General features: G+C 62.6%; 16 protein-coding genes and 1 tRNA gene. 8 read left to right on the top strand and 9 right to left on the bottom strand.

Annotated features, from left to right (window positions below; genetic code table 11):
• Positions 1 to 45: 45 nt before the first annotated feature.
• Both VRS74_RS01600 and VRS74_RS01595 read right to left on the bottom strand, forming a co-directional pair.
• A complete protein-coding gene (locus VRS74_RS01600; protein WP_354143483.1) occupies positions 46 to 351 on the bottom strand; it encodes an FtsB family cell division protein in 306 nt (101 codons plus the stop codon).
• Positions 352 to 431: 80 nt separating this feature from the next.
• Positions 432 to 1,589, bottom strand: a complete 1,158-nt coding sequence (locus VRS74_RS01595) for an acyl-CoA dehydrogenase family protein (protein WP_354143482.1) — start codon at positions 1,587 to 1,589, stop codon at positions 432 to 434.
• 152 nt (positions 1,590 to 1,741) lie between these two features.
• Between VRS74_RS01595 and VRS74_RS01590 the strand changes: the two genes are divergently transcribed.
• The gene (locus VRS74_RS01590; RefSeq protein ID WP_354143481.1) at positions 1,742 to 2,605 is read left to right on the top strand and encodes a mechanosensitive ion channel family protein; all 864 of its coding nucleotides are present in this window, start codon (positions 1,742 to 1,744) and stop codon (positions 2,603 to 2,605) included.
• Between the two features lie 33 nt (positions 2,606 to 2,638).
• Entirely contained in the window at positions 2,639 to 3,853 is a 1,215-nt protein-coding gene (locus VRS74_RS01585) for an MFS transporter (RefSeq protein ID WP_354143555.1), read from the top strand.
• Here the strand turns inward: VRS74_RS01585 and VRS74_RS01580 are convergent.
• The 4 genes from VRS74_RS01580 to grxC form a co-directional block, all read right to left on the bottom strand.
• Positions 3,812 to 3,888: transfer RNA gene (locus tag VRS74_RS01580), tRNA-Arg, on the bottom strand. The two genes, VRS74_RS01585 and VRS74_RS01580, sit on opposite strands and share 42 nt — an antisense overlap.
• A gap of 37 nt (positions 3,889 to 3,925) precedes the next feature.
• On the bottom strand, positions 3,926 to 4,390 hold the full coding sequence (locus VRS74_RS01575; protein WP_354143480.1) for a DUF1178 family protein: 465 nt from the start codon (positions 4,388 to 4,390) through the stop codon (positions 3,926 to 3,928).
• Between the two features lie 8 nt (positions 4,391 to 4,398).
• On the bottom strand, positions 4,399 to 5,229 hold the full coding sequence (locus tag VRS74_RS01570) for a carbon-nitrogen hydrolase family protein (protein ID WP_354143479.1): 831 nt from the start codon (positions 5,227 to 5,229) through the stop codon (positions 4,399 to 4,401).
• An 8-nt stretch (positions 5,230 to 5,237) separates the two neighbouring features.
• Positions 5,238 to 5,501 carry a glutaredoxin 3 gene (gene grxC / locus VRS74_RS01565; RefSeq protein WP_354143478.1) on the bottom strand — a complete coding sequence of 88 codons (264 nt, stop codon included), beginning with the start codon at positions 5,499 to 5,501 and terminating at the stop codon, positions 5,238 to 5,240.
• A gap of 199 nt (positions 5,502 to 5,700) precedes the next feature.
• Between grxC and VRS74_RS01560 the strand changes: the two genes are divergently transcribed.
• A complete protein-coding gene (locus VRS74_RS01560) occupies positions 5,701 to 6,171 on the top strand; it encodes an Hsp20 family protein (RefSeq protein WP_354143477.1) in 471 nt (156 codons plus the stop codon).
• 404 nt (positions 6,172 to 6,575) lie between these two features.
• Here VRS74_RS01560 and pyrG read toward each other — a convergent pair whose 3' ends face one another.
• From pyrG to tpiA, 3 genes are all read right to left on the bottom strand, one after another.
• A complete protein-coding gene (gene pyrG / locus VRS74_RS01555) occupies positions 6,576 to 8,210 on the bottom strand; it encodes a CTP synthase (protein ID WP_354143476.1) in 1,635 nt (544 codons plus the stop codon).
• A gap of 92 nt (positions 8,211 to 8,302) precedes the next feature.
• On the bottom strand, positions 8,303 to 8,683 hold the full coding sequence (gene secG / locus VRS74_RS01550) for a preprotein translocase subunit SecG (RefSeq protein WP_354143554.1): 381 nt from the start codon (positions 8,681 to 8,683) through the stop codon (positions 8,303 to 8,305).
• 76 nt (positions 8,684 to 8,759) lie between these two features.
• Positions 8,760 to 9,521: a triose-phosphate isomerase gene (gene tpiA, locus VRS74_RS01545; RefSeq protein WP_354143475.1), complete on the bottom strand. Its 762-nt coding sequence runs from the start codon at positions 9,519 to 9,521 to the stop codon at positions 8,760 to 8,762.
• Between the two features lie 193 nt (positions 9,522 to 9,714).
• Between tpiA and VRS74_RS01540 the strand changes: the two genes are divergently transcribed.
• Genes VRS74_RS01540 through pip form a run of 5 tightly spaced genes read left to right on the top strand, consistent with a single transcriptional unit; the run spans position 9,715 to position 16,093 of the window.
• On the top strand, positions 9,715 to 11,649 hold the full coding sequence (locus tag VRS74_RS01540) for a peptidylprolyl isomerase (RefSeq protein ID WP_354143474.1): 1,935 nt from the start codon (positions 9,715 to 9,717) through the stop codon (positions 11,647 to 11,649).
• 13 nt (positions 11,650 to 11,662) lie between these two features.
• On the top strand, positions 11,663 to 13,186 hold the full coding sequence (trpE, locus tag VRS74_RS01535; RefSeq protein WP_354143473.1) for an anthranilate synthase component I: 1,524 nt from the start codon (positions 11,663 to 11,665) through the stop codon (positions 13,184 to 13,186).
• Positions 13,187 to 13,197: 11 nt separating this feature from the next.
• Positions 13,198 to 14,295 carry an alpha/beta fold hydrolase gene (locus VRS74_RS01530; protein ID WP_354143472.1) on the top strand — a complete coding sequence of 366 codons (1,098 nt, stop codon included), beginning with the start codon at positions 13,198 to 13,200 and terminating at the stop codon, positions 14,293 to 14,295.
• Positions 14,296 to 14,323: 28 nt separating this feature from the next.
• Complete coding sequence (locus VRS74_RS01525) at positions 14,324 to 15,130, top strand: phosphodiester glycosidase family protein (RefSeq protein WP_354143471.1); 807 nt, start codon at positions 14,324 to 14,326, stop codon at positions 15,128 to 15,130.
• A gap of 3 nt (positions 15,131 to 15,133) precedes the next feature.
• Entirely contained in the window at positions 15,134 to 16,093 is a 960-nt protein-coding gene (pip, locus tag VRS74_RS01520) for a prolyl aminopeptidase (RefSeq protein ID WP_354143470.1), read from the top strand.
• Positions 16,094 to 16,136 lie beyond the last annotated feature (43 nt).

Here is a 16,136-nt window from a genome sequence, read left to right as displayed (position 1 = left end):
GCAACGTCAAGCGCGGTTCTTGCATACGAAATCTTCAGCTTAAGGTTACCTGGCTTCGGACGTCTCGTCCTCAAGCGTGATCACGATCTCGTCTGGATGCACGACGTTGAGATTGCGCCGCAGCAATTCGCCCACCAGGTCGGGGTCCGCACCATCGGGGTTAAGGCGAGCGACCTTGTTCTTGAGGAGGTCGCGTTCCTGCGTCAGCTGCGCGACCTGCGCCTGGCGCTGGTCGAGCAGTTTCTCATTGTCGTTCCACGCAAGCAGGCCCGACGGCCCGGCAATCGCCAATGCGCTTAGGATCAGCAGCACGCCAAGGGCCAAGCCCTGGCGAAGCTGTTCTTTCGGCACGCGCCGCTTTGATCCCGCGTTTCGCATTAACACCACAGAATCACAGTTAACGCAGTCGATCAAGCGGTTTGTGCTGCAAATCAGTAAGAACGCGGCAGGCCGAGCACATGTTCGGCCAGATAGGAGAGGATCAAATTCGTCGAGATGGGTGCAACGGTGTAAAGCCGCGCCTCGCGGAACTTGCGCTCCACGTCATATTCCTCGGCGAATCCGAATCCTCCGAAGGTCTGCACGCACATGTCCGCCGCGGCCCAGCTCGCTTCCGATGCGAGCATCTTGGCCATATTGGCTTCTTCGCCCGGATTGCCGCCCTTGTCGTAAACCTGCGCCGCATAATGGACCATCAATTCGGCGGCGCGCATCTGCGCATAACAACGCGCAATCGGGAACTGCACACCCTGGTTCTGCCCGATCGGCCGCCCGAACACGGAACGATCCCCGGCATAGGCCTTCGCCTTCTCGATGAACCACTTCGCATCGCCGATGCATTCCGCCCCGATCAGGATTCGCTCGGCGTTCATGCCCGAAAGTATGTAGCGGAAACCCTTCCCCTCCTCGCCGATCAGGCTCGAAGCGGGGATACGCATATCGTCGAAAAACACTTCGCAGGTCGAATGGTTCATCATCGTGCGAATGGGCTTGATGGTCATCCCCTTGCCGACGACCTCGCGCATATCGACGAGGAAGATCGAAAGCCCCTCGGTGCGTTTCTCGACCTGGTCGCGCGGGGTGGTGCGCGCCAGCAGCAGCATCAGGTCCGAATGTTCGGCCCGGCTGGTCCAAATCTTCTGCCCGTTGACGACATAGTGATCGCCGTCACGGACTGCCCGCGTCTTAAGCGACAAAGTGTCGGTGCCGCTGGTGGGCTCGGACACGCCGAAGGCCTGCAATCTTAACTCGCCGCTCGCGATCTTGGGAAGATACTCGGCCTTCTGCGCTTCGCTGCCATAGCGCAGCAGCGTGTTCATGATGTACATTTGCGCATGCGCCGCGCCGCCATTGCAGCCCGATGCCTGGATTTCCTCCATGATCACCGCCGCCGCATCAAGCTTCAGTCCGCTGCCACCGAACTCCTCGGGGATCAGCGCGGCAAGGAAGCCCGAACGGGTCAGAGCATCGACGAATTCGGCGGGATAGTCGCGCGTGCGATCCTTCTCGCGCCAATATTCTCCCGGAAACTCGTCACACAGCGCACGCACCGCGCGGCGGATTTCGGCCAGTTCTTCGCTTTCGTGCATGTTTTTCGGTTGCCCTTGCCTGTCTTGCGGGCTGCTTGCCCAAGTGCGGCGCGCAAGTCCACCTCATCAGTTTGCTATTGCGGCGGAACCATCGGCCCTTGCACGAGCACATGGCTGCTCTATCCATAAGGAAGGCAAAGGGGAAAACGCAGATGATCAGCCAGATCGACTATCAGGTCACCAATATGTGGAACGGTTTCGTCGCGACCATCCCCGTGATCGTGATCGCCATTATCGTGCTGCTGCTGACGGGCATCGTTGCCGGATCGGCGGTGAAGATCACCGACAAGATCACCGGCAAGGCCGAACTCAGGCCCTCGCTCCGCAACCTTACCGAAACTTTGGTGAAGCTCGGCATATGGCTGTTGGGCTTCACTATCGCCGCAATTGTCATCTTCCCTGACCTGACGCCGGGTAGCCTGTTTGCCGGGCTCGGCATTGGCGCAGTCGCCATCGGCTTCGCTTTCCAGGATATCTTCGAAAACTTCCTGGCCGGCGTGCTGATCATGCTGCGCGAAAAAATGCGCATCGGCGATGTGATCGAATGCGAAGGCATCAGCGGCGAGGTCGAGCACATCACCCTGCGAGAAACGCATATCCGCGCCGCATCGGGCGAACTGACGGTGGTGCCCAATTCGATCCTGTTCAAGAACCCGGTCGAAATCCTCACCGACGTCGACCAGCGCTGCCACACCGTCGTAGTGGGCGTGTCCTACGACACCGATCTCGACAAGGCGGCCGAAGTTATCCGCAAGGCCGTCGAAACGGTCGACGCCGTCGATGTGGCCAAAGGCATCGATGTGTTTGCGAGCGAGTTCAACACCAGCTCGATCGACTTCCTTGTGCGTTGGTGGGCCGGTTCATCTCCGCGCGACGGGCACGAAAGCCGCGACAAGATCGTGCGCGCGATCAAGCAGGCTCTCGATAATGCGGGGATCGAAATCCCCTTCCCCTATGTTACGCACACCTTCAAGCAGCAGGTTCCGCTGGGCGATCGCTCGGGGGCGGAGGCCTGATCTCCGGCGCGAGTTGAAGGGAACGAGTGACAGATGAGCGCGCCAGCCTATCTCAGCCGCGCGCAGGAATACGGGCTCGCCGCAACGACCGCTGTGGTCACTGCGAATGCCTATTACATCCACCCGATCATCGGCGAAGTGGCGCGCACTTTCGGGGTCGATCACGCGGCGATCGGGATCGTACCCGCGCTCAACCAGGTGGCGCTCGCACTCGGGATATTCCTGCTGCTGCCGCTGGGCGATCGCTATTCCAACCGCAGCCTGTGCATCCTGTTCGTGAGCCTGCAGAGCATGGCCATGATTGGAATGGCGCTGGCGGGCGAGTTCGCGCTCTTCACTCTCGCATCGACCTTTTTGGGCTTCGTCACGATTGCCCCCTATCTCCTGCCCGCCTTCGCTTCGAAGCGGGTAGCACCTGAGCGGCTGGGCCAGGTCACGGCGCTGCTCGCTGCAGGCGTGATCTTCGGAATACTGGTCGCGCGGGTAGGTTCCGGCATCGTGGCCGAACATTATGGCTGGCGTACGGTCTACTGGATCGCCGCCACACTGATGGTGGCAGTCACGCTGTTCCTGCCGATCTCCATGCGCAGCGAGACCGCGAGCGAGAAACGTCCACAGGGCAGCTATGGCAACTTGCTGGCCAGCGTGTTCACCCTCGCCCGCCAGCACCGCGAAGTCTTGCTTTCGGCCTCGATCCAGGGGCTGAACTTCGCAATGTTCACGGCCACATGGCTGGCGCTTGCCCTGCACCTGACCAGCCCGGAGATGGGCTATGGCGTCGATACAGTGGGTTATCTCGCCGGCATCGCCGCCGTCAGCGTCATGTCGACGCCGCGGATCGGGCGCTGGGCAGACCGGGTGGGGCCGCGCCGCGCACGCTTCATGCTGACCGTGCTGCAACTCGTCGGCACGTCGCTGCTCTACCCTTTCGGCACCGGTGCGCCGGCGATTATCGTGCCGCTGATCATCGTCAATCTGGTCGGGCCCGGGGTCGACGTGACCGGGCGAATGACCTTCCTTTCGCTTGCGCCGGAAATCCGCACTCGGCTGACCACGATCTACGTCGTCATCATGTTCATCGGCGGCGGGACCGGGAGCATTCTCGGCACCGCGTCATACGATTGGGGCGGATGGGGAGCGACCTGCGCGATGGTCGTGTGCGCGTCGGCGATCAATTTCATGCTCGCCTTCATCGCCTGGAGGAAATGGTGCGCCCGACAGGATTCGAACCTGTGGCCCCCAGATTAGGAATCTGGTGCTCTATCCTGCTGAGCTACGGGCGCCCGGGGCCCGTTTAGGCACGAGACGCCGCTAAAGCAATCAGTTGAGTTCGTCAGGCGGCGCGATCGGAAATGGCAGGGGCGCTACCGGGATTCCTTCGTCGGCGAGGCCCTGTGCTTCCTCCACGCTAGCGCGCCCGTGGATCGGTTTCTCGTCCGCTTCGCCATAATGCATCTTGCGCGATACTTCCGCGAACTTGTCACCTACCCAGGTGCTTTGCTTGAGCACTTTGGCCTGCGCTTCGGCGAGTTTCGCCAGCGCCTGCTGCACTTCGGCTGGCAAAGGACGGTTCGCGACTTGCTGGCTGGCGGGAGCGGTGTGATCGCTTCGCGTATTGCCCTTGGCCGGGACCGCCGGAGCCATCGGCGCCTTGTTCACCTCGCCGCTGCCGCATTGCGGGCAGGACACAAGCCCGCGCTCGCGCTGCTCGGCATAATCGCCGGATGAACCGAACCAGCCCTCGAAACGATGGCCGTCGTCGCAGATAAGGTCATACACGATCATTGCAGCGCCTATTTGGCGATCGGACGGCGGTTGGCAAGGCTCGGCAGTTGTTCGCGCACTTCGGCAAGGCGCGAAAGATCGATATCGGCAAAGCCCAACCCGGGCCCGCTTCCATCTTCCGGGCCACCCATATCGAGCAACACTTCGCCCCACGGATCGACCACCAGCGAATGACCATAGGTCGTCCGCCCGTCCTCGTGGTGCCCGACCTGCGCGGCGGCAATGACGAAGGCACTGGCCTCGATTGCGCGGGCGCGCTGCAGCACGTGCCAATGCGCCTTTCCGGTCGGCACGGTAAAGGCGGCGGGAATCGCGATGGCATCGCAGCGTCGCCGCCCCAATTTCTCGAACAGCGCCGGGAAGCGGAGATCGTAGCAAATGGTAAGGCCGAGCCGACCCAGCGGCGTATCCTCCACCGTCACCACTTCCTCGCCCGGAGCATAGGCTGCGCTTTCGCGCCAGCTCTCGCCAGTTGCCAGCGCAACGTCGAACATGTGGATCTTGTCGTAACGGGCGCGAACGGCACCGTCCGGCCCGATCAGGAAGCTGCGGTTGGCCCAACGGCCATCGCTGCGAGCAATCGCCAGCGAACCGAGTGCGACATTTATCCCGGCACCTGCCGCGGCAGTGCAGACAGCCGCCAGCACGGGATTGTCCGCTTCGGGAACGATATGTTTGGCCCCGCGCTGCCGGTCGCGATCAAGCAGGCCACTCATCTCCGGCGTGAAGAGGATCTCCGCCCCGCCCGCCTTCGCTTCGCCAATCGCTGACACAAGCGTCGCGGCATTGGCTTCAGGGTCGATCCCCGAGCACATCTGCAAGACAGCGATCCGCGGCATGGCGCCGGTCAGCCCGCCAGCAAGGCGTCGAGCTTGCCCTCGCGTTCGAGCGCGGCCAGATCGTCCGACCCGCCGACGTGGTAGTCGCCAATGAAGATCTGCGGCACAGTCATCGCATTGGGCGCACGCTCAAGCATTTCGGCGCGCTTGGGCCCACCCATAGTAATGTCATATTCCGTGTAGTCGACACCCTTGCGGTCGAGCAGGTGCTTGGCCCTGACGCAATATCCGCATGCGAACTTGGTGTAGATTTCGACTTTCGGTGTTGTCATTCCCGTTGCGATCCTTCGATCCTTGAACTGCTGCTAATTTCCTTGCTGCGGTGGCTGCCACAGCCTCTTGAAAGCTCTGGTGTGTCCCTTATCTGGATGATGTTGCCGCCCGCCGCAATGGGGGCGAACAACATCACGCCGGGATGCTGCCTCGTGCAGGTCCTGAAAACGTCAAATTGCTCAAGTGAGGATTTGTACCATGTCACGTTTCGATCTTACCCCCTATCGCCGCAGCACCGTCGGTTTCGACCGCCTGTTCGACCTCCTCGAAAACCAGGCGCGGCTCAATTCGGGCGACAATTACCCCCCCTTCAACATCGAGCGGCGCAGCGAAGATCGCTATCGCATCACGCTGGCCGTCGCCGGCTTCCGCCCGGAAGACATCGATATCACTGCCCAGCAGAACCTGCTGGTGATCCAGGGCAAGCGCCGCGATGAAGCGCCCGCGGGTGAATTGCTGCATGTCGGAATTGCCAATCGCGGCTTCGAACGCCGCTTCGAACTGGCGGATTATGTCCGCGTAGAAAGCGCTGACCTCGCTGACGGTCTTCTGACGATCGAACTGCTGCGCGAAGTGCCCGAAGCGATGAAGCCGAAGAAGATTGCCGTGAACGGGCAGACCCGGCTCAAGGCCGTGCCCACCGGCGACGACGCGGTCGACGCCGCCTGATTGCGGAACAAACACAAAGCCGAAGACAAATGAAAAGGGGGCGGATCGTTGGTCCGCCCCCTCTGCGACTCATGGTCGCCTCGTCCAGCCTGTGACGTCCGGGTCGCAGAAGACGACACCGGCCGGTGCGAGCTCTTTGCGCCTGCGAAAATTTCGCGCGGCGGTAATCCTGTTGGGCAGAACTTCTTTACCCCACCCCGAAAAAAGTCCGTCGTAAAACCAAGCTTTTGCTCGAGTGTGATCGTTATCTTGCGCAAGAAATGTGCGCATGCCTTGTAAGAATCCGACATTAAATGACGCCGGCTCGCGAAAAATGCATTTCACCCCGCATATCAGCAGGTTGGCTGACCGAAGTTTTTCGAACTAACTCGGACTTTCACACACTTGTGTCCCCCAAATAGGGGTCAAACGAGGCGCGACTGTTCCAATGCAGCCGCCACGAACCCGGCGAAGAGCGGGTGCGGGTCGAACGGCTTGGACTTGAGCTCGGGATGGAACTGCACCCCGACGAACCACGGATGATCGGGCCTCTCGACGATTTCGGGCAGTAATCCGTCGGGCGACATCCCCGAGAAAATCAGCCCTTCAGCCTCGAGCGGCTCGATATAGCGGCTGTTCACTTCGTAGCGATGCCTGTGCCGCTCCGAGATCGAAGTGGCTCCGCCATAAATCTGCGAGACATGGCTATTGGCGGAGAGCTTCGCCTCATATGCCCCGAGCCGCATGGTGCCGCCCAAATCGCCGCCTGCTTCGCGGGTCTGCAAGCCTTCCTGGCTCATCCATTCACTGATGATGCCCACCACCGGTTCGCTGGTTTCACCGAATTCGGTCGATGAAGCTTTCTCAAAGCCAGCGGCCCGCGCGGCTTCGATACAGGCCATTTGCATGCCCAGGCAGATACCGAAGAAAGGCACATTGCGCTCTCGCGCGAACCGCACGCTGGCGATTTTTCCTTCGCTGCCGCGCTCGCCGAAACCGCCCGGCACCAATATGGCATGCAGCGGCTCAAGCTGCGCCGCGATGTCAGCGTCACCCTGCTCGAAGATCTCGGCGTCGATCCAGCGGATGTTGACCTTGGCCCGGTTGGCGAGCCCGCCGTGGACCAGCGCTTCGTTGAGGCTCTTGTAGGCATCCGGCAGGCCGACGTATTTGCCGACCACGCCGATGGTGACTTCGCCTTCGGGGTTGAAATAGCGGTCGGTCACATCTTCCCACGCCGACAGATTGGGCTCAGGCGCATCGGTTATGCCGAAGGCGCGCAGCACTTCCGCATCGAGCCCTTCCTGATGGTATTGCAGGGGCACCGAATAGATCGACGGCGCATCGAGCGCGGGAATGACCGCTTCGGCGCGGACGTTGCAGAATTGGGCGATCTTGCGCCGCTCGCCAGCGGGAATCGGATGTTCGGCGCGGCACAGCAGCACGTCGGGCTTGATGCCCAGGCTGGCCAGTTCGCGCACCGAATGCTGCGTGGGCTTGGTCTTCAACTCGCCTGCCGCTGCAATATAGGGAACCAGCGTGACGTGAACCGAAACGGTCTGGAACGGTTCGAGCTCGTTCCTGAGCTGGCGGATCGCTTCCATGAACGGCAGCGATTCGATGTCGCCCACGGTGCCGCCGATCTCGCACAGGATGAAATCGTGATCGTCCTGACCTGCGAGCGCGAATTCCTTGATCGCATCGGTCACGTGCGGGATCACCTGCACGGTTGCGCCCAGATAGTCGCCGCGCCGCTCCTTCGCGATGATGTCGCGATAAACCCGGCCTGAAGTGATGTTGTCGCTCTGCCGCGCGGAAACGCCAGTGAAGCGCTCATAGTGGCCAAGGTCGAGATCGGTCTCTGCCCCGTCGTCGGTCACATAGACCTCACCGTGCTGATACGGGCTCATGGTGCCCGGATCGACATTGAGATAGGGATCAAACTTGCGAATGCGGACCTTGAATCCGCGCGCCTGCAGCAGAGCGCCGAGGCTCGCTGCCATGAGACCTTTTCCGAGCGAGGAGACCACGCCGCCGGTGATAAATATGTACCGCGCCATGGGAGTCGGGCCTTAATCGGTGAAACGGATTCGATGCAAGCGAATTGGACTGCGGAAACCTCCGCAATCCACAATCGCACGATTTAGGTGGATTATTCGGTCGCGCCGGAGAGCGGATCGGCCGGTGTCGCCGGTGCCTGCTGCACAGGTGCACCAAGCGGATCGCCCGTCGGAGCCAGCGGATCGACTGGAGCCGCGGGAACCACGGTGCGATCGAGCGTCGAGCTGATTTCGTCACCGCCGGTGGTTTCTACTGCGACAGCGGCAAGCGCGATCGAAAGAACGACGAACAGGATCGCCAGCCAGCGGGTCGAGCGGGTGAGGAAGTCAGCCGCGCCGCGCGCGCCCATCAGCCCGCCAGGGCTGCCGCCTATGCCCAAACCACCGCCTTCGGAGCGTTGCATCAGGATCACGCCCACCAATGCGGCGGCGACGATCGCCTGGACGACGGTCAGGAACAGGAATAGCGACATATTCATCTACTTTCGGTTGCTGGCCCGCATTTAGGGCCGCGAAGCGTATTGGACAAGTGCAGCGCGCAGGAGCGGATCAGCCCTCGTGCGCGTCACCCGCCGCAAGTGCGATGCCCATGAAGCTGTCAGCCGTCAGGCTGGCGCCGCCAACCAATGCGCCGTTCACTTCATCGGCAGCAAGGATAGCCTTGGCGTTGTCAGGCTTGACCGAGCCGCCATAGAGGATGCGCACCGCGCTGCCCTGCTCTTCGCCATAGAGCGAGACGAGCAGCTTGCGGATTTCGCGATGCATCTCGGAAATGTCGTCGGTCGTGGCATTGTTGCCGGTGCCGATCGCCCAGATGGGCTCGTAGGCAACGGTCAGCCGCTCGCCTGCATCGGCCATTTCGGGAAGCGAGGCCTTGAGCTGGCCGGTGACGAACTGGATCGCCTTGCCGGCGTCGCGCGTCGGTGCATCTTCGCCGCAGCACATGATCACGCGCATGCCAGCGTCGAGCGCAGCCTGCGCCTTTTCGCGCACCAGATCATTGCTTTCGCCATGACCCACGCGCCGTTCGCTATGGCCGACGATCACGAATTTCGCCCCGGCATCGGCCAGCATTGTGGCGGAAATGTCACCAGTGAAGGCGCCATCGATGCCCGGATGGCAATCCTGCGCGCCCACTCCGATCTGCTCCACTTCGCGGTGAACCGCGTGGATCAGCGTGTAGGGAGGCGCCAGCGCGACTTCGACCTTCATGTGCCGCTGCGCCGCACGATCGATCGCGCGCGCTTCGGACAGCATCGCGCGCGTGCCGTTCATTTTCCAATTGCCAACAATATAGGGCCTGCCGGCCATCTCGTATTCCTGTCTGTTGCGAATCCAGCCCCTAGATATAGGGTCTGCAGGGCGGGCCCCGCTAGCCGACCTTTCCAATCCAGTCAAAACCGTTTGTCACCTGTTGCGGCAAGACCTCAGGGCCGATAAAGCGCACGCCGATAGTCACTTCCCCGCATCCCTGCGGGAACAGCAGTCGCGGACCCCGTCTTTCATGATCACCTTCTTTCGCCAGTTCTTCGGTTCCAAGCTTGGCCTTGGCCTGACCCTCGGCTTCCTTGCCCTGATCGCCTTCGCCTTCGCCAGCAGCGATGTCGCGAATACCGGCACCTTCGGCGGGGTCTCCGGCGGCGACCGCGTAGCGGTGGTCGGCAGCGAAAAGATCGGCACCGCCGATTTCTTCCGCTCGGCAAATTCGGCGATGGACCAGGTCCGGCAAGAGAACCCGACGATCACCATGGCCAGCTTCATCGCGCAGGGCGGGCTCGATGAAGTGCTCAAGCAGATGATCGATCGCTCTGCTGTCGGGGCCTATGCAGAGAAGTACGGGATGCGCGCGGGCGCAAACCTCGTGAACAGCGAAATCCTGCAGATCGGCGCCTTCCGCGGGCCCGACGGCAATTTCAGCAATGACGCTTTCCAGGCGGCGCTGCGCCAGCAAGGGTTGAGCGAAGCCATCGTGCGCCGCGACCTGGCCGACAGCCTGCTCGCACGCCAGATCTTCGTCCCTGCACTCAGCGGTGTGCAGATGCCGCAGAAAATGGCGATGCTTTATGCCGCGCTGCTGCGTGAACGCCGCGATGGCACCGTGGGCTTCATACCGAGCGCGGTGTTCGCACCGACCGGCGAGCCCAGTGCCGCGCAGCTTGATGCCTTCTACAAGGCGAACCGCGCGAATTATGTCCTGCCCGAACGGCGCGCGCTGCGCTATGCGACTTTCGGCGTCGACAGCCTCGATAGCAGCATCACCCCCACAGCTGCCGAAATCGCCGCGCGCTACGAGCGCGACAAGGCACAGTATTCTGCGCGCGAAGACCGTAGCTTTACCCAGCTGATCGTGCCGACGCAGGATGCGGCAAACGCGCTGCGCCAGCGGGTAGCGGCAGGCGCATCGCTCGAAGCGGTCGCTCGCGAAGCAGGCTTCAGCACCACAAGGGTCGGCCCGTTCGACCAGGCTGCCTATGCCAATCTTGCCGGAGCCGATGTTGCTGCAGCAGCTTTTGCGGCGCCAAGCGGCCAGATCGCAGTGCCAGCGCGCAGTACACTGGGCTGGTACGTCGTGCGGGTAGACAATGTGAACCGGATAGCCGAACGCTCGCTCGCTTCGGTCACACCCGAAATCACAGCCGCATTGCTGGTAGAAAAGCGTGCCGCGGCTCTCGCGGACCTCAGCGCACGGATCGAAGAGCAGATCGACGACGGTGTCGCATTCTCGCAGATCGCCCAGCAGCTTGGCGTGGAAGCCAACACTACTCCGCCGCTCACTGCGGACGGGCGCGTGTTCGGCAATCCGAGCCAGTCGATCGCACCGCAATTGCGCGGGGCATTGGGCACAGCCTTCCAGATGGATGAAGGCGAGCCGCAGCTGGCAGAGCTAGAACGCGGCGCGAACTACATCATCTTCGAAGTGTCCGAGATTACTCCTTCGGCCGCGGCACCGCTGGCCGATATCCGCCAGCGCGTCGTGGTCGACTGGCGCCTGTCGGAAGGCGCCAAGAAGGCGCGCGAAGCGGCCGATCGGGTGCTGGGCCGGATGAAGGGCGACACCACACTTGCCGCCGCGCTTGCAGGCGAAAAGGTCGCCCTGCCGCCGGTCGACAACGTCAGCCTGAATCGTGAGGAGCTGCTGGCGCAGGGGCAACAAATCCCACCAGCCTTGGCGCTCCTGTTCAGCATGGCGGAAGGCACAACCAAGCGGCTCGAGGCGCCCAACAATCTTGGCTGGTTCGTGGTCGACCTCGCCGATATCGAGACACCGGAAGTCGCCGCCAACGATCCGCTGATCGTTGCCGCGCGGCAGCAATTGCGCGGCGCGATCGGCGACGAATTGTCCGAACAGCTGACCAATGCGATGCGGGCCGAACTCGGGGTTGAAACCAACCAGGCAGCGGTCGACGCAGTGCGGCGCCAGCTCACCGGCGAAAACTGAGGGAGCGGGGCGTTTGCCATACGCCACGCGAACGCACCTCCCGGCTAATGCCGCCGCAGCCAGCGAGGCGCTTGCCGCCGGCAAGCCTGCCCTCGTCTGGCGCAAAGTCATCGCTGACACGGAAACCCCGGTCGGGGCCGCGGCCAAGCTGATCGAGCCGGAACGCGGCGATTTCCTGCTCGAATCGGTCGAAGGCGGCGAAGTGCGAGGGCGGTACAGCCTGCTCGGGCTCGATCCGGACCTGGTGTTCCGCGCCAGCGGAGACGAGGCTGAGATCAACCGGCAGTGGCAGCATGACCGCGCCGCATTCAGCCCCTGCGAAACGGGCAGCCTTGCCTCATTGCGTGCGCTGGCCGATGCCTGCCGCATCGACGTGCCAGAGGAACTGCCGCCTGCGCTCGCCTGCCTCGTCGGCTATTTCGGCTTCGAAACCGTAGGGCTGGTGGAGGACCTCCCGCGTGCCCCGGCAAGCCCGCTCGAATTGCCGGACATGCTGTTCGTGCGCCCCACCCTTATCTTCGTGTTCGACGGGCTGACCGACACGCTCTTCGCAATCGCGCCGATCTGGCAGGCGGCCGATCCGGCAGCGGCAATCGAGCGTGCGGGCGAGCGGATCGACGAAGCACTGCTTCGCCTTGGAAGCGCCGCCGCACTACGCAGCAAGGCCGCCGACCTGCCCGAAATGGCGCTCGAACCGGCCATGGCGGCGGACGATTACAAGGCCATGGTGCTGCGCGCGAAGGAATACATCACTGCGGGCGACATCTTCCAGGTCGTGCTGGCGCAGCGCTTCACCTGCCCCTTCCCGCTCCCGCCGATCGAACTCTATCGCGCTCTACGGCGCGTGAACCCTTCGCCCTTCCTCTATTTCCTCGACCTGCCCGGCTTCGCGGTGGTCGGCTCCAGCCCCGAAATTCTCGTCCGCGTAAGGCACGGAGAAGTCACGATCAGGCCCATCGCCGGCACGCGCCCGCGTGGCGCCACCCCGGCAGAGGATGTCGCCAACGAAGCCAGCCTGCTTGCCGATCCGAAGGAACGCGCCGAGCATCTCATGCTGCTCGATCTGGGGCGCAATGATGTCGGCAGGGTGGCAGCGCGCGGCACCGTCGCCGTTACCGATAGCTTCACCATCGAACGCTACAGCCATGTGATGCATATCGTCAGCAATGTCGTGGGCCAGCTCGATCCGTCGCGCGATGCGATCGATGCCCTGTTCGCAGGTTTCCCCGCGGGGACCGTCAGCGGCGCACCCAAGATCCGCGCGTGCCAGATCATTGCCGAGCTGGAACCTGAAGCGCGCGGAGCTTACGCCGGGGGCGTCGGCTATTTCGCGCCTGACGGTTCAGTCGACAGCTGCATCGTGCTGCGCACCGCAGTCGTGAAGGACGGGGTAATGAATGTCCAGGCTGGCGCCGGGATCGTTGCCGACAGCGAACCGGATTACGAACTGGCCGAATGCAAGGCCAAGGCAGGAGCCCTGATCGCCGCGGCGCGCGAAGCGGCGCGTGTCGCCAGCGAACCGAGTTTCGGACAATGAATGGATCGACCATGAAAGCTTTCGCACGTCTCTTTTGTTCGCTCGTGTTGCTTGTCGGACTGGCCCTGGCAATGCCGCTGCAGGCACAGGACTGGGTCGCTAAGGCTCAGCAGCACACGATCGAGCTGCCCGATTTCACCTTCCACACCGGCGAAAAGCTGCCTTCGGTGAAGATGCATGTCTACACGCTGGGTACGCCCCGGCGCGACAGCGAAGGCCGTGTCACCAATGCCATAATGCTGCTTCACGGAACGGGCGGTAACGGCACTTCATTGCTGGCCCCTCATTTCGGAGACGAACTGTTCGGCGAAGGCCAGCTGTTCGATATCGGCAAATATTACATCATATCGCCCGACAATCTTGGCCATGGGCAAAGTTCCAAGCCCAGCGACGGGCTGCGGGCGCAATTCCCGCGTTATGATTACAGCGACATGGTGCTGGCCCAGCATCGCATACTGACCGAAGGCCTTGGCGTAGACCGGCTCTATCTCGTGCTCGGCACGTCAATGGGCTGCATGCATTCCTTCGTCTGGGGGCCGAGCTATCCCGGCTTCGTCGAGCGCTTTGTGCCGCTGGCGTGTAATGCGATCGAGATCGCCGGTCGCAACCGCATGTTCCGCCAGATGGTTATAGACGGATTCAGGAACGATCCGGAGTATCGCGGCGGCGATTATGCCGATGGATCGGCGCTCCGCACAGGCCAAGCTACCAATGCCAACATCCTGCTGCTGGCTGGCAGCAATCCCTATCGCATGCAGGCGGAGTTGCCGACCCGCGATGCCGCCGTGGAAGCGCTTCATCGCGCGCGGGAGGCAGTCGCCGCGCGAAATGTCGACCCCAATGATGCGATCTACCAGCTCGACAGTTCGCGAAATTACAACCCTGCGCCGCAACTGCACTTGATCACTGCGCCCGTGCTATGGATCAATTCGGCCGACGATTTCATCAATCCGCCGGGGCTTGGCGACCCTGAAGCGCTGGCGCAGCAGATGCCGCATGCGCGCTTCGTGCTGATACCGGCATCGGCGGAAACCTATGGCCACGGCACGCATAGCCGCCCGAAGCTTTGGAAAGCGGAACTCGAACGTTTCCTGTCGGAAAATCCGTGAGCCCGGTACCGACCCGATTGGGAGTATGATGCGAACCATTGCCCTCATCGCCCTGCCCCTGGCGCTCGCTGCCTGCGAAATGCAGGGCGGCGATCCCGTCACGCGCACCGAGATCGGCCCCAAGTCCGAAGAGCGGGTGCAGTTGCGGCGGCAGGCTTCGGCCTGCGAGGTGACGGTATTCGAAGGCGTCCCGCTGACGCATTGCATCGCCGACCCGGCGAAACACACGATATCGGCTGTGCTCGCCGACCCGCAGGGCACGCCGTATCGCTCGCTCAAGACTTACGGTGCCGCTCTTGGACAGCAGGCTTCGGTCGTCGCATTCGCTACCAATGTCGGGATGTTCGATGCAGAGGGCCAGCCTATCGGCTATTACGTCGAACGGGGCGAACGCCTGAAGGAACTCAGCCGTGAGGACGGGTCGGGCAATTTCTATCTGAAACCCAATGGCGTGTTCTATGGAACGGGCGGAAAATGGGAAATCAGGACAGCGGACGACTTCTTCTCCAACGTCGGCGACCGGCCGCAATTCGGCACGCAGTCGGGTCCAATGCTGGTAATCGGCGGGGAGCTACATCCCGAAGTCCAGGATGACGGCCCTTCGCGCACAATCCGCAATGGCGTAGGCGTCGATGCCGAAGGAAAAGCGCATTTCGTGATTTCGGAAGCGCCGATCAGCTTCGGGCAGCTCGCCCGCTATTTCCGCGACGAGCTCAAGACCCCCAACGCGCTCTATCTCGACGGCAGCGTTTCGGCGCTGTGGGACCCGGTGACCGAGCGTCTCGATGAAGGGCCCTCGATCGGCCCGATGCTGGTCGTGACGAGGAAGGAGTAGGCGATGAAATACGCACGGACGCTCTATCCCGAGATCGAACCCTATGCGACCGGCATGCTCGACGTGGGCGACGGACATGTGATCTATTGGGAGCGCTGCGGCACGCCCGGCGCGAAGCCCGTGGTATTCCTCCACGGAGGCCCGGGATCGGGATGCAGCTCCGGCCAGCGCAGGCAGTTCGATCCGGAACTCTACGACATCCTGCTGTTCGACCAGCGCGGATGCGGACGCTCGACGCCCTTTGCCTGCCTTGAGCACAATACCACCTGGCACCTCGTCGCCGATATCGAGCGCCTGCGCGAAATGTGCGGGCATGACCGCTGGATGGTGTTCGGCGGGAGCTGGGGCTCCACCCTGTCGCTCAGCTATGCCCAGACGCACCCGGAGCGCGTCACCGAACTGGCGCTGCGCGGAATCTTCCTCTCGCAGCAAAGCGAGCTCGACTGGCTGATGAAATATGGCGCGAGCGAGCTCTATCCCGAGCAATGGGAGAAATTCGTCGGCCTGATACCCGAAGACGAGCGAGACGACCTGACCGAGGCCTATCATCGCCGCCTCACTAGCGACGACCATGCGGTGCAGCTCGCCGCGGCCAAGGAATGGAGCATGTGGGAAGGCGTGACCGTCACCCTGCTGCCCGATCCGGCGATGCTTGAGGAGTTCACCGACGACCAGCACGCGATCGCGATCGCCCGGATCGAGAACCACTATTTCCGCCACAAGTGCTGGCTGGAGGAAGGCCAGCTCCTCAAGAACGCGCATCGGCTGAAGGGCATTCCCGGCGTCATCGTGCAGGGGCGGCATGACTGCTGCACGCCCCCCGCAGCGGCCTGGGCTCTCAAGCAGGCCTGGCCCGAAGTCGATTTGCAGATCGTGCCCGACGGCGGGCATCTCTACACCGAGCCGGGGGTCACCGACGGGCTGGTCGGCGCGACCGATCGCTTCGCCGGGAAAACCGCCTGATAGCAAAACTGTCTTGATCGCCGCCGCCCAAACGGCGATGGCC

The organism is Altererythrobacter litoralis (assembly GCF_036324225.1).
GTDB lineage: Bacteria > Pseudomonadota > Alphaproteobacteria > Sphingomonadales > Sphingomonadaceae > Erythrobacter > Erythrobacter litoralis_A.
The sequence above is the reverse complement of the archived record's forward strand: the minus strand, read 5'-3'. Positions and strand labels throughout refer to the sequence as shown.

Coding starts and splice junctions, on each gene's coding strand:
- tpiA (WP_354143475.1), bottom strand. CDS start 9,521: ATGGCCGGCAGGCCCTATATTGTTGGCAATTGGAAAATGAACGGCACG.
- VRS74_RS01570 (WP_354143479.1), bottom strand. CDS start 5,229: ATGCCGCGGATCGCTGTCTTGCAGATGTGCTCGGGGATCGACCCTGAA.
- VRS74_RS01575 (WP_354143480.1), bottom strand. CDS start 4,390: ATGATCGTGTATGACCTTATCTGCGACGACGGCCATCGTTTCGAGGGC.
- VRS74_RS01525 (WP_354143471.1), top strand. CDS start 14,324: ATGCGAACCATTGCCCTCATCGCCCTGCCCCTGGCGCTCGCTGCCTGC.
- VRS74_RS01540 (WP_354143474.1), top strand. CDS start 9,715: ATGATCACCTTCTTTCGCCAGTTCTTCGGTTCCAAGCTTGGCCTTGGC.
- VRS74_RS01560 (WP_354143477.1), top strand. CDS start 5,701: ATGTCACGTTTCGATCTTACCCCCTATCGCCGCAGCACCGTCGGTTTC.
- VRS74_RS01530 (WP_354143472.1), top strand. CDS start 13,198: ATGAAAGCTTTCGCACGTCTCTTTTGTTCGCTCGTGTTGCTTGTCGGA.
- pyrG (WP_354143476.1), bottom strand. CDS start 8,210: ATGGCGCGGTACATATTTATCACCGGCGGCGTGGTCTCCTCGCTCGGA.
- VRS74_RS01595 (WP_354143482.1), bottom strand. CDS start 1,589: ATGCACGAAAGCGAAGAACTGGCCGAAATCCGCCGCGCGGTGCGTGCG.
- VRS74_RS01585 (WP_354143555.1), top strand. CDS start 2,639: ATGAGCGCGCCAGCCTATCTCAGCCGCGCGCAGGAATACGGGCTCGCC.
- grxC (WP_354143478.1), bottom strand. CDS start 5,501: ATGACAACACCGAAAGTCGAAATCTACACCAAGTTCGCATGCGGATAT.
- VRS74_RS01590 (WP_354143481.1), top strand. CDS start 1,742: ATGATCAGCCAGATCGACTATCAGGTCACCAATATGTGGAACGGTTTC.
- secG (WP_354143554.1), bottom strand. CDS start 8,683: ATGTCGCTATTCCTGTTCCTGACCGTCGTCCAGGCGATCGTCGCCGCC.
- pip (WP_354143470.1), top strand. CDS start 15,134: ATGAAATACGCACGGACGCTCTATCCCGAGATCGAACCCTATGCGACC.